This window comes from Stenotrophomonas testudinis (assembly GCF_024499815.1).
Lineage (GTDB): Bacteria > Pseudomonadota > Gammaproteobacteria > Xanthomonadales > Xanthomonadaceae > Stenotrophomonas.
Map to the genome: position 1 here is coordinate 120,579 of NZ_JAMOKY010000007.1, position 22,822 is coordinate 143,400.

A 22,822-nucleotide genomic window follows, 5' to 3' on the forward strand; every position below is an offset into this window, starting at 1 on the left:
GCCGGCACTACGTGATCCTGGGTAGCCGGCCAGCGGCCGGCACTACCGTTACGCGGCGCGTCGCAGGGTTTCAGTCAGCGACTCGATGCTGGCGGCCTTGGGTTTGACCAGCCAGAACTTGCCGATGTAATCGCGGAACTCGTCCATGATCTGCTGCGCCCAGATACTGCCGGTCAGCTCGCGATGGCGGCCGATCAGGCGGTGCAGGTGCTGGCGGTAGTTCTCGAAGCCCTCGGCCGATACGCGGTGGATGTCGATCAGCTCGTGGTTGTAGCGGTCGACGAAATCGCGATCGACGTCCAGCACGTAAGCCAGGCCACCGGTGAAGCCGGCGCCGAAGTTCAGGCCGACCTTGCCCAGCACCAGCACCACGCCGTCGGTCATGTACTCGCAGCAGTGGTCACCGGCACCTTCCACCACCGCCAGCGCGCCAGAGTTGCGCACCGCGAAGCGCTCGCCGGCGCGACCGGCGGCAAACAGCTCACCACCGGTGGCGCCGTACAGGCAGGTGTTGCCGATGATGGCGGTGCTGCGGGCCTCGAAGCGCGCGCCGCGCGGCGGGCGCACCACCAGGCGGCCGCCAGCCATGCCCTTGCCGACGTAGTCGTTGGCTTCGCCTTCCACTTCCAGGTGCAGGCCGCCGACGTTGAAGGCGCCGAAGCTCTGCCCGGCACTGCCGCGGAAGCGCAGTTCCAGCGGTGCCTCGGCCATGCCCTGGTTGCCGTGCGCGCGGGCCACGGCGCCGGCCAGGCGGGTGCCGATGCTGCGGTCGGTGTTGTGGATCAGGAAGCGGTGCTCGCCCCCCTGCTTGTGAGCGATGGCCGGCGCCAGCAGGCCGTCCATCTGCGTGGCCAGGCTGTCCGGCGATTCGTACAGGCGCTGCGCGGCACAGTGGCTGCCTTCGTAACGGGCGTCGGCCAGCAGGCGCGACAGGTCCACGCGCACGCCGTCGCGCGGTGCGGCCTCGATCTGCCGCAGCAGGTCGGTGCGGCCGACGATCTCCTCCAGCGAACGCACGCCCAGGTAGGACAGCCAGCCACGCACTTCCTCGGCCAGCAGGCGGAAGAAGTTCTCCACGCGCTCGGGCTGGCCGGTGAAGTGGTTCTCGCGCAGGCGCTCATCCTGGGTGGCGACGCCGGTGGCGCAGTTGTTGAGGTGGCAGATGCGCAGGTACTTGCAGCCCAGCACGATCATCGGCGCGGTGCCGAAGCCGAAGCTGTCCGCACCCAGCAGCGCGGCCTTGACCACGTCCAGGCCGGTCTTCAGGCCACCGTCGGTCTGCAGCAGGGTTCGCCCGCGCAGGTCGTTGGCCAGCAGCGCCTGGTGCGCTTCGGCCACGCCCAGTTCCCACGGCACGCCGGCATAGCGGATGGAGCTGACCGGCGAAGCGCCGGTGCCGCCGTCATGGCCGGAAATGGTGATCAGGTCCGCACCGGCCTTGACCACGCCAGCGGCAATCGTGCCCACGCCGGCATGGCTGACCAGCTTCACCGACACCAGTGCGGTCGGGTTGACCTGCTTGAGGTCGTAGATCAGCTGGGCCAGGTCTTCGATGGAATAGATGTCGTGGTGCGGCGGCGGCGAGATCAGGCCGATGCCCGGCTTGGCATAGCGCAGCCGCGCGATCAGTTCGTTGACCTTGTGGCCGGGCAGCTGGCCGCCTTCGCCGGGCTTGGCGCCCTGTGCGACCTTGATCTGCAGCACTTCGGCATTGACCAGATACTCGGCGGTGACACCGAAGCGGCCCGAGGCCACCTGCTTGATCTTGCTTCGCCGCGCGGTGCCGTAGCGCGCCGGGTCTTCGCCACCTTCGCCGGAGTTGCTGCGGCCGCCGAGGCGGTTCATGGCGATGGCCAGCGCTTCATGCGCTTCCGGCGACAGCGCGCCGAGGCTGATGGCCGCGGTGTCGAAGCGCGGGAACAGTTCACTGGCGGGGGCCACCTCGTCCAGCGGCGTCGGCGCAGCGGCCGGCACCAGTTCCAGCAGGTCGCGCAGCGTCGACGGCGGCCGTGCATGCACGGCGTCGCAGTACTGCTGCCACGCACGCGGGTCACCGCTGCGCGCCGCGCGCTGCAGGGTGGTCACCACGTCCGGGTTGTACATGTGGTATTCGCCGCCGTGCACATACTTCAGCAGGCCGCCGACATCCACGCCCTGCTGGGCATCCCAGGCCTGCGCGCAGAGTTCGCGTGCATCGGCATCCAGGCGGGCGAAGCCGGCGCCACCGATGCGCGAGGCGGTATCGGGGAAGCACAGATCGACCACTTCCGGTTCCAGGCCGATGATCTCGAACAGCTGCGCACCGCGGTAGCTGGCCACGGTACAGATGCCCATCTTCGAGATGATCTTCGACAGGCCCTTGTAGACGCCCTTGCGGTAGCGGCGGCCGATCTGCGACTGCTCGCCACCCTTGCTGAGCTTGAGGATGCCGCGGCGGCCCAGGTCGAACAGCGTCTGGTAGGCCAGGTACGGATACACCGCCGTGGCGCCGAAGCCGAGCAGGCAGGCCATGTGGTGCGGGTCGCGGGCGGTGCCGGTCTCGACGATCAGGTTGACGTCGCAGCGCAGGCCCAGGTGCGAGAGGTGGTGGTGGATGGCACTGGTGGCCAGCAGGGCGTGCACCATCGGCCGCCCGGCTACCGGGTAGCGGTCGGACAGCAGCAGCATCACCATGCCCTCGCGGGCGGCCTGTTCGGCCTCGGCGCAGATGCGCTCGATGCCGGCGCGCAGGCCTTCGTCCTCGCTGTAGGACAGGTCGAGCAGGCGGTTGGCCTGCACGTACTGGTCCATCTTCAGCAGCTGGCGCAGCTTGCGCTGGCTCAGCACCGGCGAGTTGAGGATGACGTGGTTCACCGTCTCCGGGCCGGCATGGAAGATGTTGGTCTCCTTGCCGAGCTGGGTGGAGAGGGACATCGCGCAGTCTTCGCGCAGCGGATCGATCGGCGGGTTGGTGACCTGCGCGAACGCCTGGCGGAAATAGTCGTACAGCGGGCGGCTGCGCTGGCTGAGCACGGCCATCGGCGTGTCATCACCCATCGAGCCGGTGGCTTCCTGCTCGGTCTCGGCCAGCGGCCGCAGTACCTGCTCCACTTCCTCGCTGCTGAGCTGGTACAGCTTGTGGTAGCTGCGCAGGGTGCCTTCGTCGAAGGGCTCTTCCACCAGCGACGGATCGATCAGCTCGGTCTGCAGGTAGGTGACGCCCTGCTGCAGCCACTGCTTGTACGGCGCGCGGCCGCGGTTGATGCGGTCGATGGCTTCCGAATCGAGCAGGTCGCCGCGCTTGAGGTCGATGGCGATCATCTCGCCCGGGCCGAGCTTGCCCTTGCGCACCACGCGCTCGGTCGGCACTTCCCACACGCCCGCTTCGGAGGCGACCAGGAAGTGGCGGTCGGCGGTCAGCATCCAGCGCGCCGGGCGCAGGCCGTTGCGGTCCAGCGTACACACCGCATAGCGGCTGTCGCAGGCGACGATGCCGGCCGGGCCGTCCCACGGCTCGCTGTTCAGGCCATGGAACTCGTAGAACGCAGCCAGGTCGGGATCCTTGAACTCCAGCGACTGGGTCGCCGGCGGCACCAGGATGCGCAGCGCCTGGATCAGTTCCATGCCACCGGAGACCATCAGTTCCAGCATGTTGTCCAGGCTCTGCGAATCCGAGCCGTGCATGGAGATGACCGGATCGAACTCGGCGATGTCGAAGCGCGGGGTCTTCCACACCTTGCTGCGCGCCTGCGCCCAGCGACGGTTGCCTTCGATGGTGTTGATCTCGCCATTGTGGGCGAGCATGCGGAACGGGTGCGCCAGCGGCCAGCGCGGCAGCGTGTTGGTGGAGAACCGCTGGTGGAACACGATGGCGCTGGAGGCCAGTTCGCGGCGCTGCAGGTCCGGGAAGAAGCGGCTCAGCTTGTCCGGCAGCACCATCCCCTTGTAGCTGATCGCGTTGGGGCTGAGGGTGGTGACGTAGTAATCGGCATGCTCGCGCAGCTGCTGTTCGCTGCGGCGGCGGGCCAGGAACAGCGCCAGCGCGAAGCCGCCGTCGTCCTGGCCGACACCGGCGTCGACGAACACCTGTTCGATGCGCGGAAGCGTATCGCGGGCCAGCTGGCCGCAGACGCTGTCATCGGTGGGCACCTCGCGCCAGCCGGCCACCTTGCAGCCGACTGCTTCCACCTGCGCCTGCAACTGCGTGCGGCAGGCCTGCGCGGCCTCGGCGTCGTGCGGCAGGAACACCAGGCCGGCGGCGAAGCGCGCGCCCACGGTGATGCCGGCTTCGCTGGCCAGCAGTTTCAGGAAGGCATCGGGGCGGCGCAGCAGCAGGCCGCAGCCATCGCCGGTCAGCCCATCTGCGGCGACGCCGCCGCGGTGGGTCATGCGCGAAAGCGCAGCAATGGCGGTGTCGACCAGCAGGCGCGAAGGCTGGTCGTCGAGCTGCGCGACCATGCCGAATCCACAGGCATCGCGCTCGGAGCGCGGGTCGTAAAGCCCTTGGCGGTTGCGGGGGGCCATCTCTACCTCGATGCGAAAGGAAATGAGCGGGGACACTCGTGCCCGCTCATTCCCTGGAGCGCATCGTGAGGCCACCGGATGCCTCGACTAGATCACAGTTGTTGCAACGCCGCAATACACGGTTGCGCGTGCAACCAAAACGCCGGCAAACCCTTGCCGGCGTTGACTTTCCGTCAGCCGCAGCGAGCGCCGCTGACCAGGCCCTTTTCGTCCACTTCGATGTTCAGGCGATCGCCCATGAACTCCATCGTGGCCACGTCGTTGGGCTTGAGCACGCGCACCTGGCTGGCGGCGGCATCTTCCTGGGCCTGCTTGCCCAGCGCGTCGGTATAGGCCTGGCCGACCAGGCTCTGCACCTGGCTGGCATCGCAGTTGCCGGCCGGCGGTGCTTCGGTGGCCTTGCCGGCCTCATCGGCCGGGGCCTTGGCGGCTTCGGCGGCCTTCTGGGCGTTGGCCGTGGCCGCATCCTGCTCATCCAGCGCTGGCGCCTGGCAGGCGGACAACGCCAGCACGGCCGGCAGCAACAGGGCGGAGAGCGAACGGGCGCGAATCTGGAACGACATCATGACTCCGGAAGAGAAGGGACCGTGAAGACCCGAGCATAGCCGCGAAGCCCCCCTCACGTGTTTGTGTTGCGTTATTGACGCGGCTACGCCGCGCCGATCGCCACACTGGCGGCATGCCTCCTGCCCCCACCCCCGAACGACAGGCCGCACGCGCGGCGGGCCTGCGCTATGTCGATGACACCCAGCCCGGCATCAGCCGGCGCCGCGCAGGCAAGGGCTTTGCCTACCGCGATGCCGACGGCCATGCGGTGCGCGATGCCGCCACCCTGCAGCGCATCCGCGCGCTGGCCATCCCGCCGGCCTACACCGCCGTGTGGATCTGCGCGCATGCCAACGGCCACCTGCAGGCCACCGGCCGCGATGCGCGTGGGCGCAAGCAGTACCGCTACCACACCGATTGGGCCGCGGTGCGCGATTCGGGCAAGTTCGACCGCACCATTGCCTTCGGCGAAGCGCTGCCGGCCCTGCGCCGCAGGCTCAGCCGCGACCTCAAGCAGCGTGGTTACCCGCGCGAGAAGGTGCTGGCGGTGGTGGTGGCGCTGCTGGCAGACACCCTGGTGCGGGTGGGTAATGAAACCTATGCCAAGGAAAACAAGTCCTATGGCCTGACCACGCTGCGCAACCGTCACCTGGACCTGCTGCGCGGGGGCCGCGTGCGCATGCGCTTCCGTGGCAAGTCGGGGCAGCTGCATGAGGTGACCGTCGGCGACCGCCGCCTGGGCACCCTGGTGCGCGGCGTGCAGCAGCTGCCAGGGCAGGCGCTGTTCCAGTACCGCGACGACGACGGTGTCGTGCAGCCGGTCGATTCCGGTGCGGTCAATGACTACCTGCGCGAGGTGATGGGCGAGGACTTCACCGCCAAGGATTTCCGCACCTGGGGCGGCACCCTGGCAGCGGTACAGACCTTCGCCGCCACCGAGCTGCCGGAGCCGTCCAGCCAGCGGGCACTGGCCAAGGCGCAGCGCGAGGTGGTGTGCCAGGTAGCGGCGCGGCTGGGCAATACGCCGGCGGTCTGCCGCAAGGCCTATATCGACCCGTGCGTGTTTGCCGGCTGGGAGCGTGGCGAACTTACCGCGCTGGCCGGTCTGCGCGGCCCACGGCAGTGGGAGCAGGCCACGCTGAAGGTACTGCGCCGGGCGCGGCGGTTGGCAAAGCGCCGCGCCTGAGATCCTCGTAGCGTCGAGCTTGCTCGACGGCGGTTACCCGCAATAGATGGCGGTGATGTTGTTGGTGCGGCCGGTTTCAATCGTCAGCCGATCACCGCCTTCCTGTGCCGCACCCGCCCCCGGATCGGCATTGCCGCTGGCGGTGTTACCGCTGCGCTCGCGGCTGCCGCGCAGAACCTGCACGTGCAGGCTGTCGCTGTCAACGCGCGCGCGTTCGATGGTGACTGCCGAGGCAGCCAACCCAACCGCGCCGCGCACCATGTTGGTGTGGCACTGGCCGGAAATCACGCCATCGATCGGTTGGATCTGGGCAACCGGACTGCTGCTGCAGGCGGCAAGGGCGAAGCAGGCGGCGGCGGTGGCAATTGCATGTTTCATCTGGGCATTCCTCGTGTCCTGGCCTGAAGAGTGCGACGACACGCGTGGTGGCGGAATGAATGCCGTGCACGCGATGGACACAGTGCGCTCACTGCCGCCGGCACGCGGGATGGAGAGACTGCACGAGCGGCGCACGCCGCCCCCGGTAGTGTCGGCCGCTGGCCGGCGACCCCATTCCCTCCCGAGGAGACCTGCATGGCCACCACCAAGAAGACCCCCGCCCGCCGCAAGGCATCGCCCAAGGTGCGCAAAGGCAGCACCGCGAGAAAGACCGCGGCCGAAACCGACCGCCCGCGCGTGGTGAAGACCGCCACCCGCAAGGCTGCCGCCAGCGACCCGCGCGCGGCACGGGTGGCCTCGCGGCAACGACGCCTGCAGGACCAGGAGAAAGCCAAGGATGCGCGCGCCACCAGGAAGGCGGCGAAGAAGACCGCCACCCAGGCCGGCGCACGCAGGCAGCCGGAAACGATGCCGGCCCAGCACCTGGCCAAGCCCGGGCATGAGCATGCATTGGAACTTGCGCCGCGCTTCCTTGCGCCCGACTACGTCGGCAGCGGCAAGCTGCAGGGTATGCGCGCGATCATTACGGGCGGTGACTCGGGCATCGGCCGCGCCGTGGCCGTGCTGTTCGCCCGCGAAGGCGCCGATGTGGCGGTACTGCATCTGGACGAAGCCGAGGATGCGGAGATCACCCGCCAGCACGTGGAACGCGAAGGCGCGCGCTGCGTTGTGATCGCCGGTGACGTACGCGATCCGCGCTTCTGCAACAAGGCGGTCAAGCAGGTAGCCAAGACTTTCGGCGGCATCGACATCCTGGTCAACAACGCGGCCTTCCAGCTGCATTGCGAGCGCCTGGAGGACCTGGAAGACGCGCACCTGCAGGAGACGCTGCAGACCAACATCGGCGGCTACATCCAGATGGCGCGGGCGGTGCTGCCGCATCTGGGCGAGGGCGCCAGCATCATCAACACCGGCTCGGAAACCGGTCTGTTCGGCAGCAAGGCACTGATCGACTATTCGGCCACCAAGGGCGCCATCCATGCCTTCACCAAGGCGCTGGCCAGCCAGCTGCTGCCGCGTGGCATCCGGGTCAACTGCGTGGCGCCGGGCCCGGTGTGGACACCGCTGAACCCGGCAGACAAGCAGGCGAAGGACGTGGCCGAGTTCGGCAAGAACAGCGACATGGGTCGCGCCGCGCAGCCGGAAGAGCTGTCGCCGGCCTATGTGTTCCTCGCCTCGCCGGCCTGTGCCAGCTATATCAGCGGGGTCATCCTGCCGGTGATGGGCGGGCCGCACGGCTGACGGGGCGGTAGTGCCGGCCGCTGGCAGGGCATGGGATCAGAGCCCTTTCGCAGGCGAAAGGGATCTGATCCCGGCAGCCCCCAACCGTTCGTCGGCCCATGACTTCCGGGGGGTTGACTACAGCTGTCGTCATGCAGACAGTGACGACACGTGTAGTCAATGGAGTGGTGTCATGCGTGGCAAGACCATCGGGGACCAGGAGCTGGCCCTGCTGCAGTACATCGATGAACATGCGCCGGCCAGTGTCGGCGAGGTCGCCAGTGGCTATGGCGAGGCCCGCGGGCTGGCCCGTTCCACCGTGCTGACGATGATGGAGCGGCTGCGCGCCAAGGGATATCTTCAGCGCGAGCAGCAGGAGGGCGTCTACCGCTACCAGGCCACCCGTGGCCCGGACAGCGTGCTGCAGGGCGCCGTGGCCCAGTTCGTCGACAACACCCTGCAGGGTTCGGTGTCGCCGTTCGTGGCCTACCTGTCGCAGCGCCAGGAAGTCAGTGACAACGAGCTGGCCGAGCTGGAAGCACTGGTCGCCCAACTCCAATCGCGTCGCCACGAGGGCTGAGCCATGGATACCACGATGCTGATTTCCCTGCTGGAACGCCTGGGCTGGACCAGCCTGCAGACCGTGCTGCTGGTGGCCCTGGTGTACGGGCTGTGCCGCGCACTGCCCTCGCTGTCAGCCAGCACCCGCTGCCGCTTGTGGTGGCTGGTGTCGCTGCAGGCGGTGCTGGGCCTGTTCTGGAGCCAGCCGCTGCAGCTGGCCTGGCTGCCGGCGCCGCAGGCCATGGCAATGAGTGCCACCGACCTGGCCGCCGATGCGATCCATCCGATGGCGCCGGAACTCTCGGCGAACCTGCTGGCCACCGCGCCGATCGACCAAGCCCCCGACATCGCTGCGACGATCGGCAGCGGCGTATCGCCGATGGCCTGGTGGGCGCTGGTTCTAACTGCGCTGTGGCTGTCCGGCGTGCTGGTGATGGCGTGGCGCACCTTCGGAGAGTGGCGCCAGTGCCGCGCGCTGCTGGCCGCCTCGTACCCCTGCGAAGACGCTGCCCTGGTGCAGGCGTTGCAGCTGGCTGCCGATGCCCACGGCCTGCGCCGTGCACCGCGCCTGTGGATGAGCGAACGGGTGGACGCGCCGCAGCTGGTCGGTCCGCTGCGCCCGGTGCTGCTGCTGCCGGCCGGTGCCAATGCCCTGCAAGGCGATGCGCTGGATCTGGCGCTGACCCACGAGCTGCAGCACATGCAGCGCGGTGACCTGCAGTGGGGCCTGCTGCCTGCGCTGGCGCAGCACCTGTTCTTCTTCCATCCGCTGCTGCGCCTGGCCGTGCGCGAATACGCCCAGGCCCGCGAGGAAGCGGTGGATGCAGCAGTGGTCGGCCAGCACGGTGCCAGCCGCCACGCCTACGGCCGCCTGCTGCTGCAGCTGGGTGTGGCGCCGCAGCCGCACCTGGGCGTGGCCAGTGCCGCGCCGAGCACCACCAGCCTGAAGCGCCGCCTGATGAGCCTGCAGCCGCGTCGTGCCTGCCCGCGCATCCTCGCCATCGGCCTGACCGCCCTCGTGGTTGCGGTGGGCGTCGCGCCGATGCGCCTGGTGGCCGCGCCGGTACCGCCAGCGCCGCCCGCACCGCCGAAGACGGTTCCTGCACCGCCTGCACCGCCGGCCGCGCCCGCTGTGCCGGCCTCCGCTACCCGCGTGGTAATGCCCGCGCCGCCTGCCGCACCGGCGGCCCCCGCTGCGCCGCCCGCACCTCCGGCGCCCCCTGTGGACGACGAGGATGGCGATGACAGTTACACCACGGTGGGCGAGCTGCACCTGGGCAATGACCTGGAACGTGGCCACGTGCTGATCGACCATGGCCGCAGCTATGCCAGCGCGACGATCGATGACATCCAGCAGGCCCGCCGCGATGTCGGACGCGATGGCCCGGTGCTGTGGTTCCGCGAAGGCAACAAGCGCTATGCCGTGCGTGATCCGGCCTTGATCCAGCCGCTGCAGCGCGTCTATGCGCAATCGGCCGAGCTGGGTCGCCAGCAGGGTGAGCTCGGTCGCGAGCAAGGCGTGCTCGGGCGCCAGCAGGGTGAACTGGGCCGCAAGCAGGCCGTGCACGCCCGCGAAATCAGCCGTGTGGCGACGCAGGCCGCCAGCCGCGCAGTGCGCGAGAGCGACATCAACCGGCAGGCCGCAGCGGAGGCCGCGAGGGCCGCGAGCGGTTCGATGGATGATGCCGCGATTGCCCGCCAGGCTGCAGCCGAGGCCCGTCTTGCGATGCGTGAAGTGCAGGCGGTGCAGGACGCGCACAGTCACGACATCAGCGAACTGGCCAACCAGCAGGCGCAGCTGGGCCTGCGCCAGGCCGCGCTGGGCAGCCAGCAGGCGGAACTGGGTGAACGCCAGGCGCAGCTGCAGGCACAGGCCTCGGCCCAGGCCAAGCAGGTGATCGCCCGCGCCATGGCCAGCGGCAAGGCCCAGCAGCTGTAGGACCGCTTCGCTCGCCGGGCATGGCCCGGCGCTACCGGATCGATCGCGCCCGCGGATACGGCGCGGTTACATCAACCGCAGCTGGCGCGCTCGATCTTGTTCTGCTCGTCCACGTGCACGGTCACGCGGTCCTGGCGGAAATCCATCGTCACGGCCATGCCCGGCTTCACCACGCGTGCGTTGCGCGCGCCGCTGTCGGCCACCAGCTTCTTGATGGTGGCCTCGTCGGCGGTCTTGCCGGTGAAGGCTTCCAGCGCCTCGGGGCGGCACTCATGCGCGCCCTCGGCGCCCTTGGGCGGCAGGGGGGCTGTGTCGACGGTGCTGCTGGTACCGGCATGGCTGCAGGCCGCGAGCGGCAGGATGCCGGCCAGCAGCAACAAGGTCGTAGGGCGCATCGGCACGGCTCCGGTGAAGGGACTACGGGCAGTGTCGCCGCTGCGCGTGTCAGTGGTGTCAACGCCGCCTGAACCCGCGCCAGGCTAGGGCTGCACCAGCGCCAGCGTTTCGCGCTCGCGCTGTTCCTCGCGGATCAGCCGCTGCAGCAGCAGGGCCAGGGTCACCACGTCCTGGAGGTTGTGGTCGGCCACGCGGCGCAGGTTCACTGCATCGCCGCCGCGCAGGTAACGCAGCCATGCTGCAGGCGCTTCCGAACCGGGCAGGTCATCCTCGCGCACCACGCGCAGCAGCTGGCGCTCGATGGTGGAGAGTTTGCAGTTCTCCCAGCTGCCGCGATAACGCCGGCGGGTGGGATAGAGCAGGTCCACATGGTCCAGCGCGGTGATCGGGCAGCGCTGCCGGGCCAGCCGGTAGCGTGACTTCAGCAGCGGTGCATCGTAGCTGCGGCCGTTGTAGCTGCAGAACACGGTGGACGGCTGCAGCCAGCTGGCGAAGGTGGCCAGCATCGCGTCCTCGGCGGCCATGGTGGACATCAGCAGTTGACGGATGCGCAGGCCTTCGCCGCGCTGCGGGCAGGCATGCCAGTCGGCGGCGCCGATCATGAAGGCACGGGTACCGGTGCCACCGGCCAGGCCGGTGGTTTCGGTATCGAAGAACAGCAGGTCGCGCGCGGCCACGTGCTCGCCATCGCGGCGGGCGAAATCCAGCGACAGCGGCTGCGCGGGAATCGCCTGCGGCTGCAGTGATTCGATCAGGAACAGGCCCGGTGCGATCTGCTCGCCGGGCAGCTGCCGGTCCTGCGCGCTGGCCCGCACCGGGGCGGCGCTACCACGCGTGCGCAGGCCGAGCAGGCGATGCAGGCCGCCCACTTCCGGCCGCCGCAGCGGTGCCGGCGCCGTGGCAGGTGCCACCGCGCCGGTCGGCTTGTGGCGGATCTCCTGTTCGACCCAGGCAAACACCGAGCGCTCGGCCGCAGGCTGCCGCGCATCGTTGGCGGCTACCGGGGCCGGTGTTGCCGGTGGGGGCTCGGGCGCGGCCGGCGTGCTCGCCTTCGGGTCGCCGGCCTGCTTCCGCAGCAGGCGCAGCTTGTCCAGGCTCAGGCTCACGGTGCCAGCAGCTCCATCGGCTCGCGCGTGGTCACCACCACGTCGCACACGTGCTGGCAGGCCTGCGCATCGAACAGGTCGAGCACGCGCAGCGCCAGCGCACGCGGCGAGGTTTCATCTTCTTCCTGCGCGGCCAGCACCGGGCCCACGCAGGCCGGGCAGCCGGCTTTGCAGTCGCAGCGCTGCACCAGCTCGCGCGCGCGCTGCACCAGTTCGGCCTGGCGCTGCCACAGCGGCTCGCTGAGGCCGACGCCGCCGGGGAAGTTGTCGTACAGATAGACGGTGGGCACGAACTCCTGCAGCAGCTCGACGATGCCGGGATCACCCTCGCCACCGCGCAGCTGGCCACGGCCGGTCTGGTCGGCGATCGCGAACCACGAGCCATCGCCGTTGCCGACCGATTTCTGCAGGTCGCGCGCATCGGCCATCACCGCCACGGTGGCGACGATGTGCAGCGCATAGGCCGCGCCGAGGAAACCATCCAACGCATCCTGCTTGCTGGCGAACGCGCGCAGCAGCAACGCCTGCGGCAGCTGCCACCACACCGCAGTGGTATGCAGTTCCTGGTCGGGCAGGTTCACCGGGCCGTAGCCGATGTTCTCGTGCGTGTAGTAGCGGATCTTCTTGTAGCCGGCCACGCGGCGCACCACGTGCACTTCGCCATGGTGCGAATCGCCACGGCCGGCCACGCCGCCATCGAAACGGTCCAGCACCTTGAGCTTGGTGAAGTCGATGCTGTCGGTGTAGTAGTCCACGTGGGTGCGCGTGACGTAGGCCTTGCGGCCTTCCCAGTCCAGCGTTTCCACCTGGTACGGGGTCGACTGCACCATGTGGATCGCGCCTTCGTACAACGTGAGCGCGGCCGCGGAATAATCGACTTCGGCGATGATCTGCTGGCGGCCATCGCTGCGGTCGACCACCACGAAGTTGCCATCGGCCACCGCACGCAGGCTGACCGCGTTGGCCGGGTAGCTGTCGGCGATCCATTCCCAGCGCTCGCCTTCGCGATGGATGACTTCGGTTTCGGCCAGCGCTTCCAGGAACACTTCCGGATCGATCGGGCCGAAGCCATCGCCGACCCGGAACGGCAGTTCGAAGGCCGCGCAGCGGATGTGGTCGAACAGGATCAACGGCTGGTCCGGCGCGATGCGCGCGTGCTCGGGCGAGGCCTCGGCGAAGAAATCCGGATGTCGCACCACATACTGGTCCAGCGGCTGCGAGCTGGCCACCATCACGCCCAGCGCGGGCTGCTGGCGGCGACCGGCGCGGCCGAAGCGCTGCCAGGTGGCCGCAACGCTGCCGGGGTAGCCGTTGAGGATGACCACGTCGAGGCTGCCGATATCCACGCCCAGCTCCAGCGCCGAGGTGCTGACGATGCCGTCGATGTTGCCCGCGCGCATCGCACGCTCGGTCTCGCGGCGCTCGGTGGGCAGGTAGCCACCGCGGTAGGCGCGGATGCGGGGCGGCCTGCGCGGGTCGTGGTCGAAGATGTCCTTCAGGTACTTGGTCAGCACTTCCACCATCAGGCGCGTCTGCGCGAACACCAGGGTCTTCAGCCCGGATTTGATCGCGATGCGGGCGATGCGGTTGCTCTGCGAGCGTGCCGAGGCACGCAGGCCCAGGTCCGGGTTGATCACCGGCGGGTTCCACAGCAGCACCTGCTTGGGCCCGCTGGGCGCGCCGGATTCGGTGATGGCGGTGACCGGTGCCTCGATCAGCGCTTCGGCATGCGCCTGCGGGTTGCCGATGGTGGCCGAGCACAGGATGAACTGCGGTTGCACGCCATAGAACGCGCAGATGCGCTTGAGACGACGCAGCACGTTGGTGACGTGGCTGCCGAACACGCCGCGGTAGGTGTGCACCTCGTCGATGACGATGTAGCGCAGGTTCTCGAAGAACTGCGCCCACTTGGTGTGGTGGGGCAGGATGGCCTGGTGCAGCATGTCCGGGTTGGACACCACGATATCGCCGTGCAGGCGGATGGCCTGGCGCGCATCGCCGGGAGTGTCGCCATCGAAGGTGAAGGCCTTCACGCCGAGGTCTCCGGCGCGGTTGAGTTCGAGCAGCTCGGCCACCTGGTCCTGGGCCAGCGCCTTGGTCGGGAACAGGTACAGCGCCTTGGCCTTGTCCTGCATGGCCGCGCTGACCACCGGCAGGGTGTAGCACAGCGACTTGCCGCTGGCGGTGGGGGTGACGATGGCCACGTGCTCGCCGCGCTGGCTGGCCTCCCACGCTTCTGCCTGGTGGCTGTAGAGCTGTTCGATGCCGCGTGCCTTCAGGGCGGCGGCCAGGGCGGGCGGCACCGAATCGGGGATGGGCGCGTAGCGGCCCTCGCGGCCGGGAATGGCGAAACTGCCGGTGATGCGGTCGTGGTAGCGGCGCTGCAGGCGCGCACTGAGCAGGGCGCCATCGCGCGCGGGCAGGCCGTCGCGGGTGGCGAGCTTCTGCTCGGCGTCCGCCGTGCGCTTGGCGAGTTCGTAGGCCATGGAGGAGGGAGCCGGGACGGTTTGCGAGGGGTCACATGGCACCACAGATGGGTCTCAGGGTGTGAGACCGCGTGCCGGGATGCAGTGAACCATTCAGTGCGGCGGCACAGCCATCGCCGGCTGAACGCCGGTACTGCAGCCAACGAAATCTGAAGCCGTGATGCGTATCCTCGGGGATTGGACGCACCAGACAGGGCGATGGCTGTGGCACGACGGGAACTGCAGGGAGCACTTCTGGCCGGCATGATGCTGGCCGCCACGGCGCACGCGCAGCAGGTTGACCCCGTGATCGATCCGCCTGCGGCAGGCGAGGTGCCGCCCGCCGATGCCGCCGCGCCGCCGCAGGGCGATGTCACCACCCTGGGTGAAGTACGCGCGCTCAAGCCCGAGGACGAGGCGCTGGATCTGTACCGCTTCAAGAACCCCGTGAAGTTCGGCGACAACCGTTTCAGCCGCGACTGGAGCGAGCCGCCGTCGCCGGAACAGGTGAGCATGGGCGGTGGCTACATCATGATGGGCGTGGTGAAGGGCGTGCTGGCGGCCGGCCGCGGACTGAACAAGCTCACCGGTGGCCCCGACCAGATCCAGGCCGCCATCGCACGGCCGCCGCCGGAGCTGACCCCCGAACAGCGGCGCCGGGCACAGCAGTTCTGCGAGCAGCAGGGCGGTTGCGATCCCGCGGTCGGGAAGTAGGCGTTATCCTGCCGCCTTTCCTTACGAGGTTGCCTGGATGCTGCTGCGTTCCTTTCTCCTGCTTGCTGCGTTGAGCCCGCTGGCCGCCGCTGCCAGCGACCTTGCCGACGACGGCTCGTGCCGCAACGGCGCGTTCCCTTCCGCGCAATCGGATTTCGCCGTGGCCAAGGTGGTGGGCACGCAGCGCCTGTACCTGCTGGGCGACATGGACGGCTGCCCGGCCAAGGGCGAACCCGCCTGCCGCCAGCGCAGCTACGTGGTGAGCGGTGACACGGTGGTGACCGGACGTGACCTGGGCCCATACCGCTGCGCGTTTTTCCCGAACAAGGTGGGTGGCAGTGCCGGTTGGGTCGACCGCAGCAAGCTGCAGCCGGTGGCACGGGTGACCCCGACGCTGCAAGGCTGGGCCGGTGACTGGAAGGACGGCGACAACGGCCTGCGCATCTCGGTGCGTGGCAGCCAGCTTCACGTCGAAGGTGATGCCTACTGGCCCTCGGCCAACCCCACGCCGGAACAGCGGCCGTATGGGCCGAACATGGGCCAGGTGGAAGCGCAGGCCACGCCGCGCGGCAGCCAGGTGGAGTTCGTCGAGGACAGCTGCACGGTGCACGCGCAGTTGCTGGGCGATGTGCTGGTGGTGTCGGACAACAGCGAATGCGGCGGCATGAACGTGCGGTTTGATGGGGTGTACCGGCGCTCCGGGGCGCGTTGACTGGTGATGGATGGGGTCAGAGCCCTTTCGCACGCGAAAGGGATCCGACCCCGTGGCTCAGCGCCGCCGTTCCAGCCACCACAGCAGCGATGCGCACAGCACGAACGCCAGCCACCACGGCCAGCGTGAGCCGGGCACCGGCTGCATTGCTGCGGTACCTGCAGGCGCTCCCATCGCCAACGCCTGCGTCGTCGCATCGCTCATCGCCTGGCGATGCAGCGCCGCCGCCTCCTTCGCGTCGAACACATAGCGCCAGACGGTCGTGTCGCCATGCTGCAGGCGCTGCCAGCCTGCTGCCTGCGGCCACCATCCGGCACAGCGCATCGACGAGGTAGTGGCATCGACGACCAGCGGCACGCCCGCGCCCTTCGCATCGAACGCCTGCAGCGGGGCCTGCACGCCACACAGCGCGACGCGCTCGCCCAGCCAGGCCTGCGCCTGCGGTGACCACAGCGCGTCCGTGCCGGGCTGCGCGCGCGCCAGCGTGGCGACCACACCGCTCCACAGTTCGCCGTGGCGATCATCGCGGCCGGCCAGCACCCAGCGCCAGCTGTCGGTGACCGGCAGCAGGCCGATGCGGCCCTTGCCGACGCTGCGCCAGCCACCAAGGGGCTGGCCCGCAGTGTCGTGCAGCAGGGCGCTGCCGTCGTTGACCTGCAGCGCGAGCGCCTCCAGCGAGGGCAGGGCGGCGCTGTGCGAGCTGCGGTCCGCCGCTTCGCCATCGGCGGTAGGCAGGGTGGCCGAGTCCAGCGGGCCGCGCCGTGCGGCGAGCATCGCGCTTTCGCCATCGCCAGGCAGTTCGACGGCGTGGCTGCTGCCATCGCCCTGCACCGGCAGGCCGAGGTCACGCAGGCGTTGCCGCGCGCTGGCCGATGGAGCGCCGGCGCTGCGGAGCAGCACCCCGAGGCCGTTACGTAGTGCCTGGCGCACCGCGGTCAGTTGCCCCGCGCTCAACGCCGCCAGGCTGCGCTCGTCGAGCAGCAGCAGGTCGCTGCGCGCCAGTGTGGCCGCATCCAGCGCCACTGCGCCATCGCCCACGCTGAGCCCAGCGCCGGTGTCGGCCTGCACCTGCACGCGCAGGCCGGCATCGGTGGCCCAGCGACGCAGGTACTTCAGTTCCGGCCCGGGCGCGCTGGCACGCACCAGCAGGCGCAGCGGTGTGGCCGCCAGTGTCTGCTGCGGCACCGGCACGCTGTCCAGCACATGGGCCTGCGCATCCAGCAGGCGCAGATGGAAGACGCTGCGGCCCGGCGCACGGGCGATGCCGCTGAGCTGCACGCGGCCATCGGCGGCCACGGCCACGCGATCGACCACGGTGTCGGCCGGGTCCAGCAGTTCGGCGCGGCCCGTGGTGACACCGTGTGCCTGCGCGCGCACCTCGAAGCGCGCACCGGGTGCGGTGTCGGCAGGTGGCTGCAGCGCGATCCAGCCACGCGGCGCAGGAGAGGCCTGCCAGCTCACGTGCGGCGGCAGCGACGCGTCGCGATCACGCGCGGCCAGGCCGGCGCCGACCAGGGTCAACGTGGTGGCCGGGTGCTGGCGCAGCGCCGTGGCCAGATCAGCTGCGCGCTGGCCGCCCGGCACATCCGCCGCCTCTGGCAACAGCAGCAGCGGGCCATCGCTGGCTGGTAACGCGCCGGCAGCCGCCGCATCGGCAGTGAGCACCACCAGGCCGCCCGCAGGCAGCTGCTGGCTGGGCGGCAGCAGGCAGAAGTACAGCAGCACGGCGGCGATGGCCTGAAGGCCCAGCCGTGCCGCGCGCTGGCCGTGATGGGCGGTGGTGGCGCGCAGTTGCGGGACGCTGGCGAGGATGACGATGACCGCCAGTGCCACGGCCAGCCACAGGTTCAATGCAATGGCATTCATGGCTGCACCTCCAGCGCATCGAGATAACGCTGGCCCATCGCATCGGTGGCGGTGCGCCGCATCACCTGCGGCAACGGACGCTGCAGGGCGCGCCACAGCTGCGCGCGCAGGCGCTGGCGGCAGTCGCTGCAGTCCGGTTCGATGCGCAGCTGTTCAATGGCGGCGGCAAGGTCGAGGGCATCGGGCAGGAAGGCGGCGTTGCGCTGCTGCCACGTGGCCAAAGCGTCCAGGTCAGGCGTGCCATCACCGTCGCCCAGCCGCTGCCAGGCCTCGACGATGGCCGGGTCCGGCGGCGTGCGTGCGGCCAGCGGCAGCTCGCGGCTGGCCAGGCCGGCGCGGTCGCCGCCCAGCCGTCGGCCCTCGTCGATCGGTGGCAGTTCCGGGCCGACGCGGGCCAGATAGATGCGCTCGGCCTGCTGCACCTGCTTGATGAAGGCCAGCGCCTTGTAGGCGAACGGCAGCGCCTGCTCCGGGCGGCCCTGGCGCAGCTCACCCTCGGACGACCACATCTGGTCCAGCGCGGCCTTCAGCGTGGCGCGGGTCTGCGGGTCGAGCAGAGTGGCGGCCTCGGCGTGGTCGTGGGTGTGGCCGTACTCGGACAGCACGTCGGTGGCGCTGCCGAACACCGGTGGCGTGTCGGCGTTGCCGGCGGTACTGCCGTGGTCATGATCGTGGTCGTCGTGCGCGCCGGCCTGGGCATGTCCGTGGTCGTCGTCGTGATCGTGCGCGTCCGCCGTGGGTGCATCGCTGGTGGGCAGGTCGCTGGTCGGCGGTGTCTTCTGCGCGCCTTCGCTTTCCTCACCGAGGAACTGGCCGTAGCGCAGGCGCAGGATGCGCTGGTCGACGCCGATGGCATCGCTGCGCTTGATGAAATCATCGGCAGCCAAGCTGCGGCGTTGGCTGATGAGTGCTTCGGCGTCGATGATGATCTGCCGCTGGCTGCGGAAGTAGGCAGGCAACGTCTTCTTGATGCGGCCTTCCAGTTCGGCACCGAGCGCGACTTCGGTGGTGGGCAGGCGCAGGATCACGCTGCTGCTGCGCCCGGTCTGCGCGTTGGGGGCATGGTTGTCGCGTACTTCCAGCTGTGCGATCACATCATTGCCGGGCTGCGCGCCGAGTGCGACCAGATCGAGGGTGTGGGCGAAGCGCCGCGCGGTGGGTTCGCCGCTGCCGGTGAGGGTGACGCTGCGCTGGACGAAGGTGATGTTCTCGCCGCTGCCCTGGGTGGTGGTGATCGACAGCTTTGCCTGCGCGGCTACGCCGTAGTCATCGCTGGCTTCGAAGCGCAGCGCCCACTGCCGCTGCCCGGGCGTGCCCAGTACCAGGCTGGCGGCCGGTTCCAGCACGCGCACGCTGGGCGCGCGGTCGGGCACCACATCCAGCCGGTACAGGCGGGTGCTGGCCAGGGCGGGCTCGCTGACCACGCGGTACAGCACCGGCGCACGGGCTACGTCCTGTGCCTGCCATTGGCCGTCGTGCTCGCGCAGGGGCAGCCGTCGCCCGTCGTGGAACTGCAGCCATGCCTTGCTGGGCGTGTGGTCGAAACGCACCGACCACGACAGGCGGCTGTCCGCGGCCACCTTGGCGTCCAGTGCGTTCTGGGTGAGCGTGGCCTGGCCGGTGTACGCCGGTGCATCGATCTGCAGGCGGGTCGACTGCAGCTGCAGCGGACGGGCAGCCGCCGTGGGTGCCGTTGCCGTGGCTCCGATGCCTGCGGAGACGCACGCGCTGCGTGGCCAGCCCAGCGCGAGCAGGGCGATGGCCAGGCCGGCGATCCAGCACAGCGCCAGTGCGGCGCGCGGCCAGCGCGGGCGCAGGTCCGGCATCGTGCGTTCCAGCGTCGCCAGCACATGCGCGCGCTGGCGCTGCTGCAACGGGTTGAGGCGGGCGACCTCGGCAAACAGCAGATCGGCGCTGTCCTCGCTGCGGCCGCTGCCATCGAGCTGGCGCTGCAGCCAGCGCCGGTCCATCTGGCGAGCACGCGCGACGGCCACGCCGGCGCAGGCCAGCAGGGCCAGCGTGCCGACCACGCAGGCGGCATCGAAGCCGCCCAGGCGCAGGGTCAGCGCGGTGGCGGCCAGCGCCCACGGCAGGCCAAGCAGCACAGTGATGCTGGCGCGGCGGCGACGTGCGCGCTGCCAGCTGCGCTGCAACGCGTTCATGCCGGCCTCCGCGCAGCGCGACTGGCCATTCCGCGCTCCAGCGCGAACAGCAGCACGATGGCCAGCAGCAGCCACGGGGTCAGCTCGCGTGGTGCGGCGGCGTTCACGGGCAGTACCGCCTGCTGCGGTGCGTGATCGCGCGCATCGCCCACGCGCGGTGGCGCTGGTGGCTGCAGGGCCAGCAGCAGGGCCTGCGGCAAGCGGGCATCACGCAGTGCGCCGTTGTGGGCGGCGTCCCATTCGCCGGGCAGCGACAGCAGGCGACCCTGGCCGACGCGCTGCTGCCACAGCAGCGGTGCACCCTCGGCACTTCGCAGCACCACCGTGGCGGCAGCATCAGGTCTGGCCGCGGTCATCACGCTGCCGCCTTCGCGCAGCCAGGCCTGCCATGCCGCCGGCAGTGCATCGCTACGGCCCCACACCGCAATCTCGCCGGGTGCGGGCAGTGTGTCGGCAGGCAGCTCGGCGGCGGCAGGCTGGATGCTCCACGCACGCTGCAGGGCGCCGATCCAGTGCCGCGCGCTGTCCGGTGCCTCGGCATGCACGCGCAGGCGTGGCCGGGACAGTGCTGCCTGCGTGCTCGCAACGGGCACGGCATGCGCCTGCCACTGCACGCTGCGCGACACCTGCAGGCGTGCGCCATCGAGGCCGGGCAGCGGGTCGGGCACATGTACGGTCAGCGCGGTGCCGGCGGGCAGCTGCGCGTCGAGTTCGCGCAGCAGGCTCGCAAGCGCCACAGGTGTCGTGGGTGCTGGTTGTTCGACGGTCGGGAAGCCAGGCGCCAGCCAATGCCAGTTGCCCTCTTCGCCGGTGCCGCGCAGTGCGCGGGCATCCAGCCCGGGGGCGACCACGGTCCAGGCGCTGGGCGGTGCTGCGCTGCCGGTCAGCGCCGGGCGCGCCAGCAGCAGCGCCAGTGCGGCCAGCAACAGCAGGCGCACCAGCAGCAGCGGCCAATCATCGAAGCGGATGCGCTGGCGCGGGCGGATCTGTGCGCGCAGCCAACGCAATGCGGCGAAATCCAACGGCGTGTACGGATGGCGCCGGGCGAGGTGGATCAGCAGTGGCAGCAGCCACGCGGCCAGTGCGGCCAAGCCCAGCGGGAACAGCAGGTTCATGCGCCGCCCCCGCGGCCGAACAGCGCCTGCAGCGGCTGGTCCAGCGGATGGTCGAGCCAACCGGTGGCGCTGGCGATGCCGCTGGCCTGCAGGCGTGCCTGCAGGGCGCTGTGTGCGGCAGCGAAGCGCTGCAGGTAGTCGGCTCGGATCGCGGCGCCATCGCCCAGCAGTTCCTCGCCGGTTTCCGGATCGCGGAAGCGATGGCCGGCATCGAAGGGGAAGTCACGCTCGTCGGCGGTCAGCACCTGCAGCAGCATCACCTCGCGGCGTGCGCTGGCCAGGTGTTCCAGCAGCACGATGCTGGTTTCATCGAAGCCATCGCCGATGGCCAGCAGCAGATCGCCCGGGCGCACGCGTTCCCACAGCGGGCGCAGGCGGTCGGCGGCTGGCCAGCCACCGCGCGCCTGCAGGGCATGCAGTTGCAGGTGCACGCGGTCACGCTGGCGCGCGCCGTGGCCGGCTGGTACCAGCTGCAGGCCATCGCCGTTGATCGCCAGCAGGCCGAAACGATCGCCCTGCTGCAGGGCCAGCTCGACCAGGCAGGCGGCCAGCCCGCGCATGTGGTCCAGACGCGTGCGCTGCGGCGCGGCGCGGTCGGCCTGGCCGGCCGAGGCGGTGGCATCGAGCAGCAGCCAGACAGTGATCGGGCTTTCGCGTTCGGATTCGCGCACGAAGAAGCGGTCCGAGCGCGCGTACAACTTCCAGTCGATCTGGCGCAGTTCGTCGCCGGGTTCGTAGGCGCGGTACTGGGCGAATTCCAGGCCGGCACCGCGGCTGCGGCTGGCGTGCTGGCCGATGCCGCTGGCGCCGCTGGCCAGGCGCGGCCGCAGGCGCAACGTGCGCAGGCGCGCACGCAGTTCCGGTGGCAGCGTCAGCGGTGTACCGGTGCTCACGCGTGCTTCAACCCGGGAAGGGCACGGCCTGCAGCAGCGCCGCGACCACGTCGTCGGCGCGCTTCTGTTCGGCTTCGGCGGCGAAGGACAGCAGCAGGCGATGGCGCATCACCGGCGCGGCCAGCGCCTGCACATCCTCGCGGGTGGCGGCAAAGCGGCCCTGCAGCAGTGCACGCGCCTTGGCGGCCAGCACCAGCGACTGCCCGGCACGCGGGCCGGCGCCCCACTTCACCCACTGGTTGATCGCGGCCGGTGCGCCGTCGCCGGGGCGGCTGGCGCGTACCAGTCGGGTGATCCAGGCCAGCACATCGGGGCTGACATGCACCTGGCGCACGGCGGCCTGCAGGGCGATCACCGCCTCGGCGTCCATCACCTTCGGCACCGCTTCGGTGGCACCGCCGGTGGTCTGTTCGATGATGCGGCGCTCTTCGTCTTCGCTGGGATAGTCCACCAGCACGTGCAGCAGGAAGCGGTCCAGCTGTGCTTCCGGCAGCGGGTAGGTGCCGGCCTGCTCGATCGGGTTCTGCGTGGCCAGCACGAAGAATGGCGCGGGCAGCTCGCGCGTGGTGCCCGCATGGCTGACCGTGCGTTCCTGCATGGCTTCCAGCAGCGCCGCCTGGGTCTTGGGCGGGGTGCGGTTGAGCTCGTCGGCCAGCAGCAGGTGGGTGAAGATGGGGCCTTTCTGGAAGCGGAAGTGGCGGTGGCCGGTGCCGTGGTCTTCTTCCAGCAGTTCGGTGCCGAGGATGTCGCTGGGCATCAGGTCGGGGGTGAACTGCACGCGCCGGAACTGCAGCTCCAGTGCCTGCCCCAGCGAGCGCACCAGCAGGGTCTTGCCCAGGCCGGGCGCGCCTTCCAGCAGGCAGTGGCCACCGGCCAGCAGGCCGATCAGCAGCTGCTCGACCACCGTGTGCTGGCCGACCACGGCGCGGGCCAGGGCGCTGCGCAGCCCATCCAGGCGCGGCAGCAGGGAATCGAGATCGAGGGAGGTCATGGCGGTGG

Annotated in this window: 17 protein-coding genes; 6 read left to right on the top strand and 11 right to left on the bottom strand. The window is 70.0% G+C overall.

Going from position 1 to position 22,822, the window contains the following annotated elements:
• Positions 1–48 precede the first annotated feature (48 nt).
• Both gltB and NQ204_RS06860 read right to left on the bottom strand, forming a co-directional pair.
• Positions 49–4,503: a glutamate synthase large subunit gene (gltB, locus tag NQ204_RS06855; RefSeq protein ID WP_256643424.1), complete on the bottom strand. Its 4,455-nt coding sequence runs from the start codon at positions 4,501–4,503 to the stop codon at positions 49–51.
• A gap of 173 nt (positions 4,504–4,676) precedes the next feature.
• Entirely contained in the window at positions 4,677–5,066 is a 390-nt protein-coding gene (locus NQ204_RS06860) for an I78 family peptidase inhibitor (RefSeq protein ID WP_116864986.1), read from the bottom strand.
• A gap of 116 nt (positions 5,067–5,182) precedes the next feature.
• Between NQ204_RS06860 and NQ204_RS06865 the strand changes: the two genes are divergently transcribed.
• On the top strand, positions 5,183–6,235 hold the full coding sequence (locus NQ204_RS06865) for a DNA topoisomerase IB (RefSeq protein WP_256643425.1): 1,053 nt from the start codon (positions 5,183–5,185) through the stop codon (positions 6,233–6,235).
• Positions 6,236–6,268: 33 nt separating this feature from the next.
• Here the strand turns inward: NQ204_RS06865 and NQ204_RS06870 are convergent, their stop codons facing one another.
• Entirely contained in the window at positions 6,269–6,613 is a 345-nt protein-coding gene (locus NQ204_RS06870; protein WP_116864983.1) for a hypothetical protein, read from the bottom strand.
• A 195-nt stretch (positions 6,614–6,808) separates the two neighbouring features.
• Here NQ204_RS06870 and NQ204_RS06875 point away from each other — a divergent pair, with 195 nt between their 5' ends.
• The 3 genes from NQ204_RS06875 (at position 6,809) to NQ204_RS06885 (ending at position 10,394) form a co-directional block, all read left to right on the top strand.
• A complete protein-coding gene (locus NQ204_RS06875; RefSeq protein WP_256643426.1) occupies positions 6,809–7,915 on the top strand; it encodes an SDR family oxidoreductase in 1,107 nt (368 codons plus the stop codon).
• A gap of 172 nt (positions 7,916–8,087) precedes the next feature.
• Positions 8,088–8,474, top strand: coding sequence for a BlaI/MecI/CopY family transcriptional regulator (locus NQ204_RS06880; RefSeq protein ID WP_079224605.1), 387 nt, complete (start codon positions 8,088–8,090; stop codon positions 8,472–8,474).
• 3 nt (positions 8,475–8,477) lie between these two features.
• Positions 8,478–10,394 (top strand): M56 family metallopeptidase, encoded by a 1,917-nt coding sequence (locus tag NQ204_RS06885; RefSeq protein WP_256643427.1) that lies wholly within the window; start codon positions 8,478–8,480, stop codon positions 10,392–10,394.
• A gap of 71 nt (positions 10,395–10,465) precedes the next feature.
• Here NQ204_RS06885 and NQ204_RS06890 read toward each other — a convergent pair whose 3' ends face one another.
• The 3 genes from NQ204_RS06890 to NQ204_RS06900 form a co-directional block, all read right to left on the bottom strand.
• The gene (locus NQ204_RS06890; RefSeq protein ID WP_256643428.1) at positions 10,466–10,789 is read right to left on the bottom strand and encodes an I78 family peptidase inhibitor; all 324 of its coding nucleotides are present in this window, start codon (positions 10,787–10,789) and stop codon (positions 10,466–10,468) included.
• 84 nt (positions 10,790–10,873) lie between these two features.
• Positions 10,874–11,896: a ribonuclease H-like domain-containing protein gene (locus NQ204_RS06895; protein ID WP_256643429.1), complete on the bottom strand. Its 1,023-nt coding sequence runs from the start codon at positions 11,894–11,896 to the stop codon at positions 10,874–10,876.
• A complete protein-coding gene (locus tag NQ204_RS06900) occupies positions 11,893–14,382 on the bottom strand; it encodes a DEAD/DEAH box helicase (protein ID WP_256643430.1) in 2,490 nt (829 codons plus the stop codon). The genes NQ204_RS06895 and NQ204_RS06900 overlap by 4 nt, the downstream gene beginning before the upstream one ends.
• Before the next feature lie 198 nt (positions 14,383–14,580).
• Here NQ204_RS06900 and NQ204_RS06905 point away from each other — a divergent pair, with 198 nt between their 5' ends.
• Entirely contained in the window at positions 14,581–15,075 is a 495-nt protein-coding gene (locus NQ204_RS06905; RefSeq protein WP_116865179.1) for a hypothetical protein, read from the top strand.
• Positions 15,076–15,112: 37 nt separating this feature from the next.
• Complete coding sequence (locus NQ204_RS06910) at positions 15,113–15,787, top strand: hypothetical protein (protein ID WP_256643431.1); 675 nt, start codon at positions 15,113–15,115, stop codon at positions 15,785–15,787.
• Positions 15,788–15,844: 57 nt separating this feature from the next.
• On the opposite strand, the gene NQ204_RS06915 is transcribed toward NQ204_RS06910, so the two are convergent.
• From NQ204_RS06915 to NQ204_RS06935, 5 genes are read right to left on the bottom strand one after another with little or no spacing between them, the layout of a single operon-like run.
• Positions 15,845–17,653, bottom strand: a complete 1,809-nt coding sequence (locus NQ204_RS06915) for a serine/threonine-protein kinase (RefSeq protein WP_256643432.1) — start codon at positions 17,651–17,653, stop codon at positions 15,845–15,847.
• Entirely contained in the window at positions 17,650–19,815 is a 2,166-nt protein-coding gene (locus tag NQ204_RS06920) for a DUF4175 domain-containing protein (protein WP_256643433.1), read from the bottom strand. The genes NQ204_RS06915 and NQ204_RS06920 overlap by 4 nt, the downstream gene beginning before the upstream one ends.
• A complete protein-coding gene (locus NQ204_RS06925) occupies positions 19,812–20,930 on the bottom strand; it encodes a BatA domain-containing protein (protein ID WP_256643434.1) in 1,119 nt (372 codons plus the stop codon). Before NQ204_RS06925 ends, NQ204_RS06920 begins: the two co-directional genes overlap by 4 nt.
• Entirely contained in the window at positions 20,927–21,823 is an 897-nt protein-coding gene (locus NQ204_RS06930) for a DUF58 domain-containing protein (protein ID WP_116865216.1), read from the bottom strand. Before NQ204_RS06930 ends, NQ204_RS06925 begins: the two co-directional genes overlap by 4 nt.
• Positions 21,824–21,830: 7 nt before the next feature.
• On the bottom strand, positions 21,831–22,814 hold the full coding sequence (locus NQ204_RS06935) for an AAA family ATPase (protein WP_256643435.1): 984 nt from the start codon (positions 22,812–22,814) through the stop codon (positions 21,831–21,833).
• Between the last annotated feature and the right edge of the window lie 8 nt (positions 22,815–22,822).

Coding starts and splice junctions, on each gene's coding strand:
- gltB (WP_256643424.1), bottom strand. CDS start 4,503: ATGGCCCCCCGCAACCGCCAAGGGCTTTACGACCCGCGCTCCGAGCGC.
- NQ204_RS06860 (WP_116864986.1), bottom strand. CDS start 5,066: ATGTCGTTCCAGATTCGCGCCCGTTCGCTCTCCGCCCTGTTGCTGCCG.
- NQ204_RS06865 (WP_256643425.1), top strand. CDS start 5,183: ATGCCTCCTGCCCCCACCCCCGAACGACAGGCCGCACGCGCGGCGGGC.
- NQ204_RS06870 (WP_116864983.1), bottom strand. CDS start 6,613: ATGAAACATGCAATTGCCACCGCCGCCGCCTGCTTCGCCCTTGCCGCC.
- NQ204_RS06875 (WP_256643426.1), top strand. CDS start 6,809: ATGGCCACCACCAAGAAGACCCCCGCCCGCCGCAAGGCATCGCCCAAG.
- NQ204_RS06880 (WP_079224605.1), top strand. CDS start 8,088: ATGCGTGGCAAGACCATCGGGGACCAGGAGCTGGCCCTGCTGCAGTAC.
- NQ204_RS06885 (WP_256643427.1), top strand. CDS start 8,478: ATGGATACCACGATGCTGATTTCCCTGCTGGAACGCCTGGGCTGGACC.
- NQ204_RS06890 (WP_256643428.1), bottom strand. CDS start 10,789: ATGCGCCCTACGACCTTGTTGCTGCTGGCCGGCATCCTGCCGCTCGCG.
- NQ204_RS06900 (WP_256643430.1), bottom strand. CDS start 14,382: ATGGCCTACGAACTCGCCAAGCGCACGGCGGACGCCGAGCAGAAGCTC.
- NQ204_RS06905 (WP_116865179.1), top strand. CDS start 14,581: ATGGCTGTGGCACGACGGGAACTGCAGGGAGCACTTCTGGCCGGCATG.
- NQ204_RS06910 (WP_256643431.1), top strand. CDS start 15,113: ATGCTGCTGCGTTCCTTTCTCCTGCTTGCTGCGTTGAGCCCGCTGGCC.
- NQ204_RS06915 (WP_256643432.1), bottom strand. CDS start 17,653: ATGAATGCCATTGCATTGAACCTGTGGCTGGCCGTGGCACTGGCGGTC.
- NQ204_RS06920 (WP_256643433.1), bottom strand. CDS start 19,815: ATGAACGCGTTGCAGCGCAGCTGGCAGCGCGCACGTCGCCGCCGCGCC.
- NQ204_RS06925 (WP_256643434.1), bottom strand. CDS start 20,930: ATGAACCTGCTGTTCCCGCTGGGCTTGGCCGCACTGGCCGCGTGGCTG.
- NQ204_RS06935 (WP_256643435.1), bottom strand. CDS start 22,814: ATGACCTCCCTCGATCTCGATTCCCTGCTGCCGCGCCTGGATGGGCTG.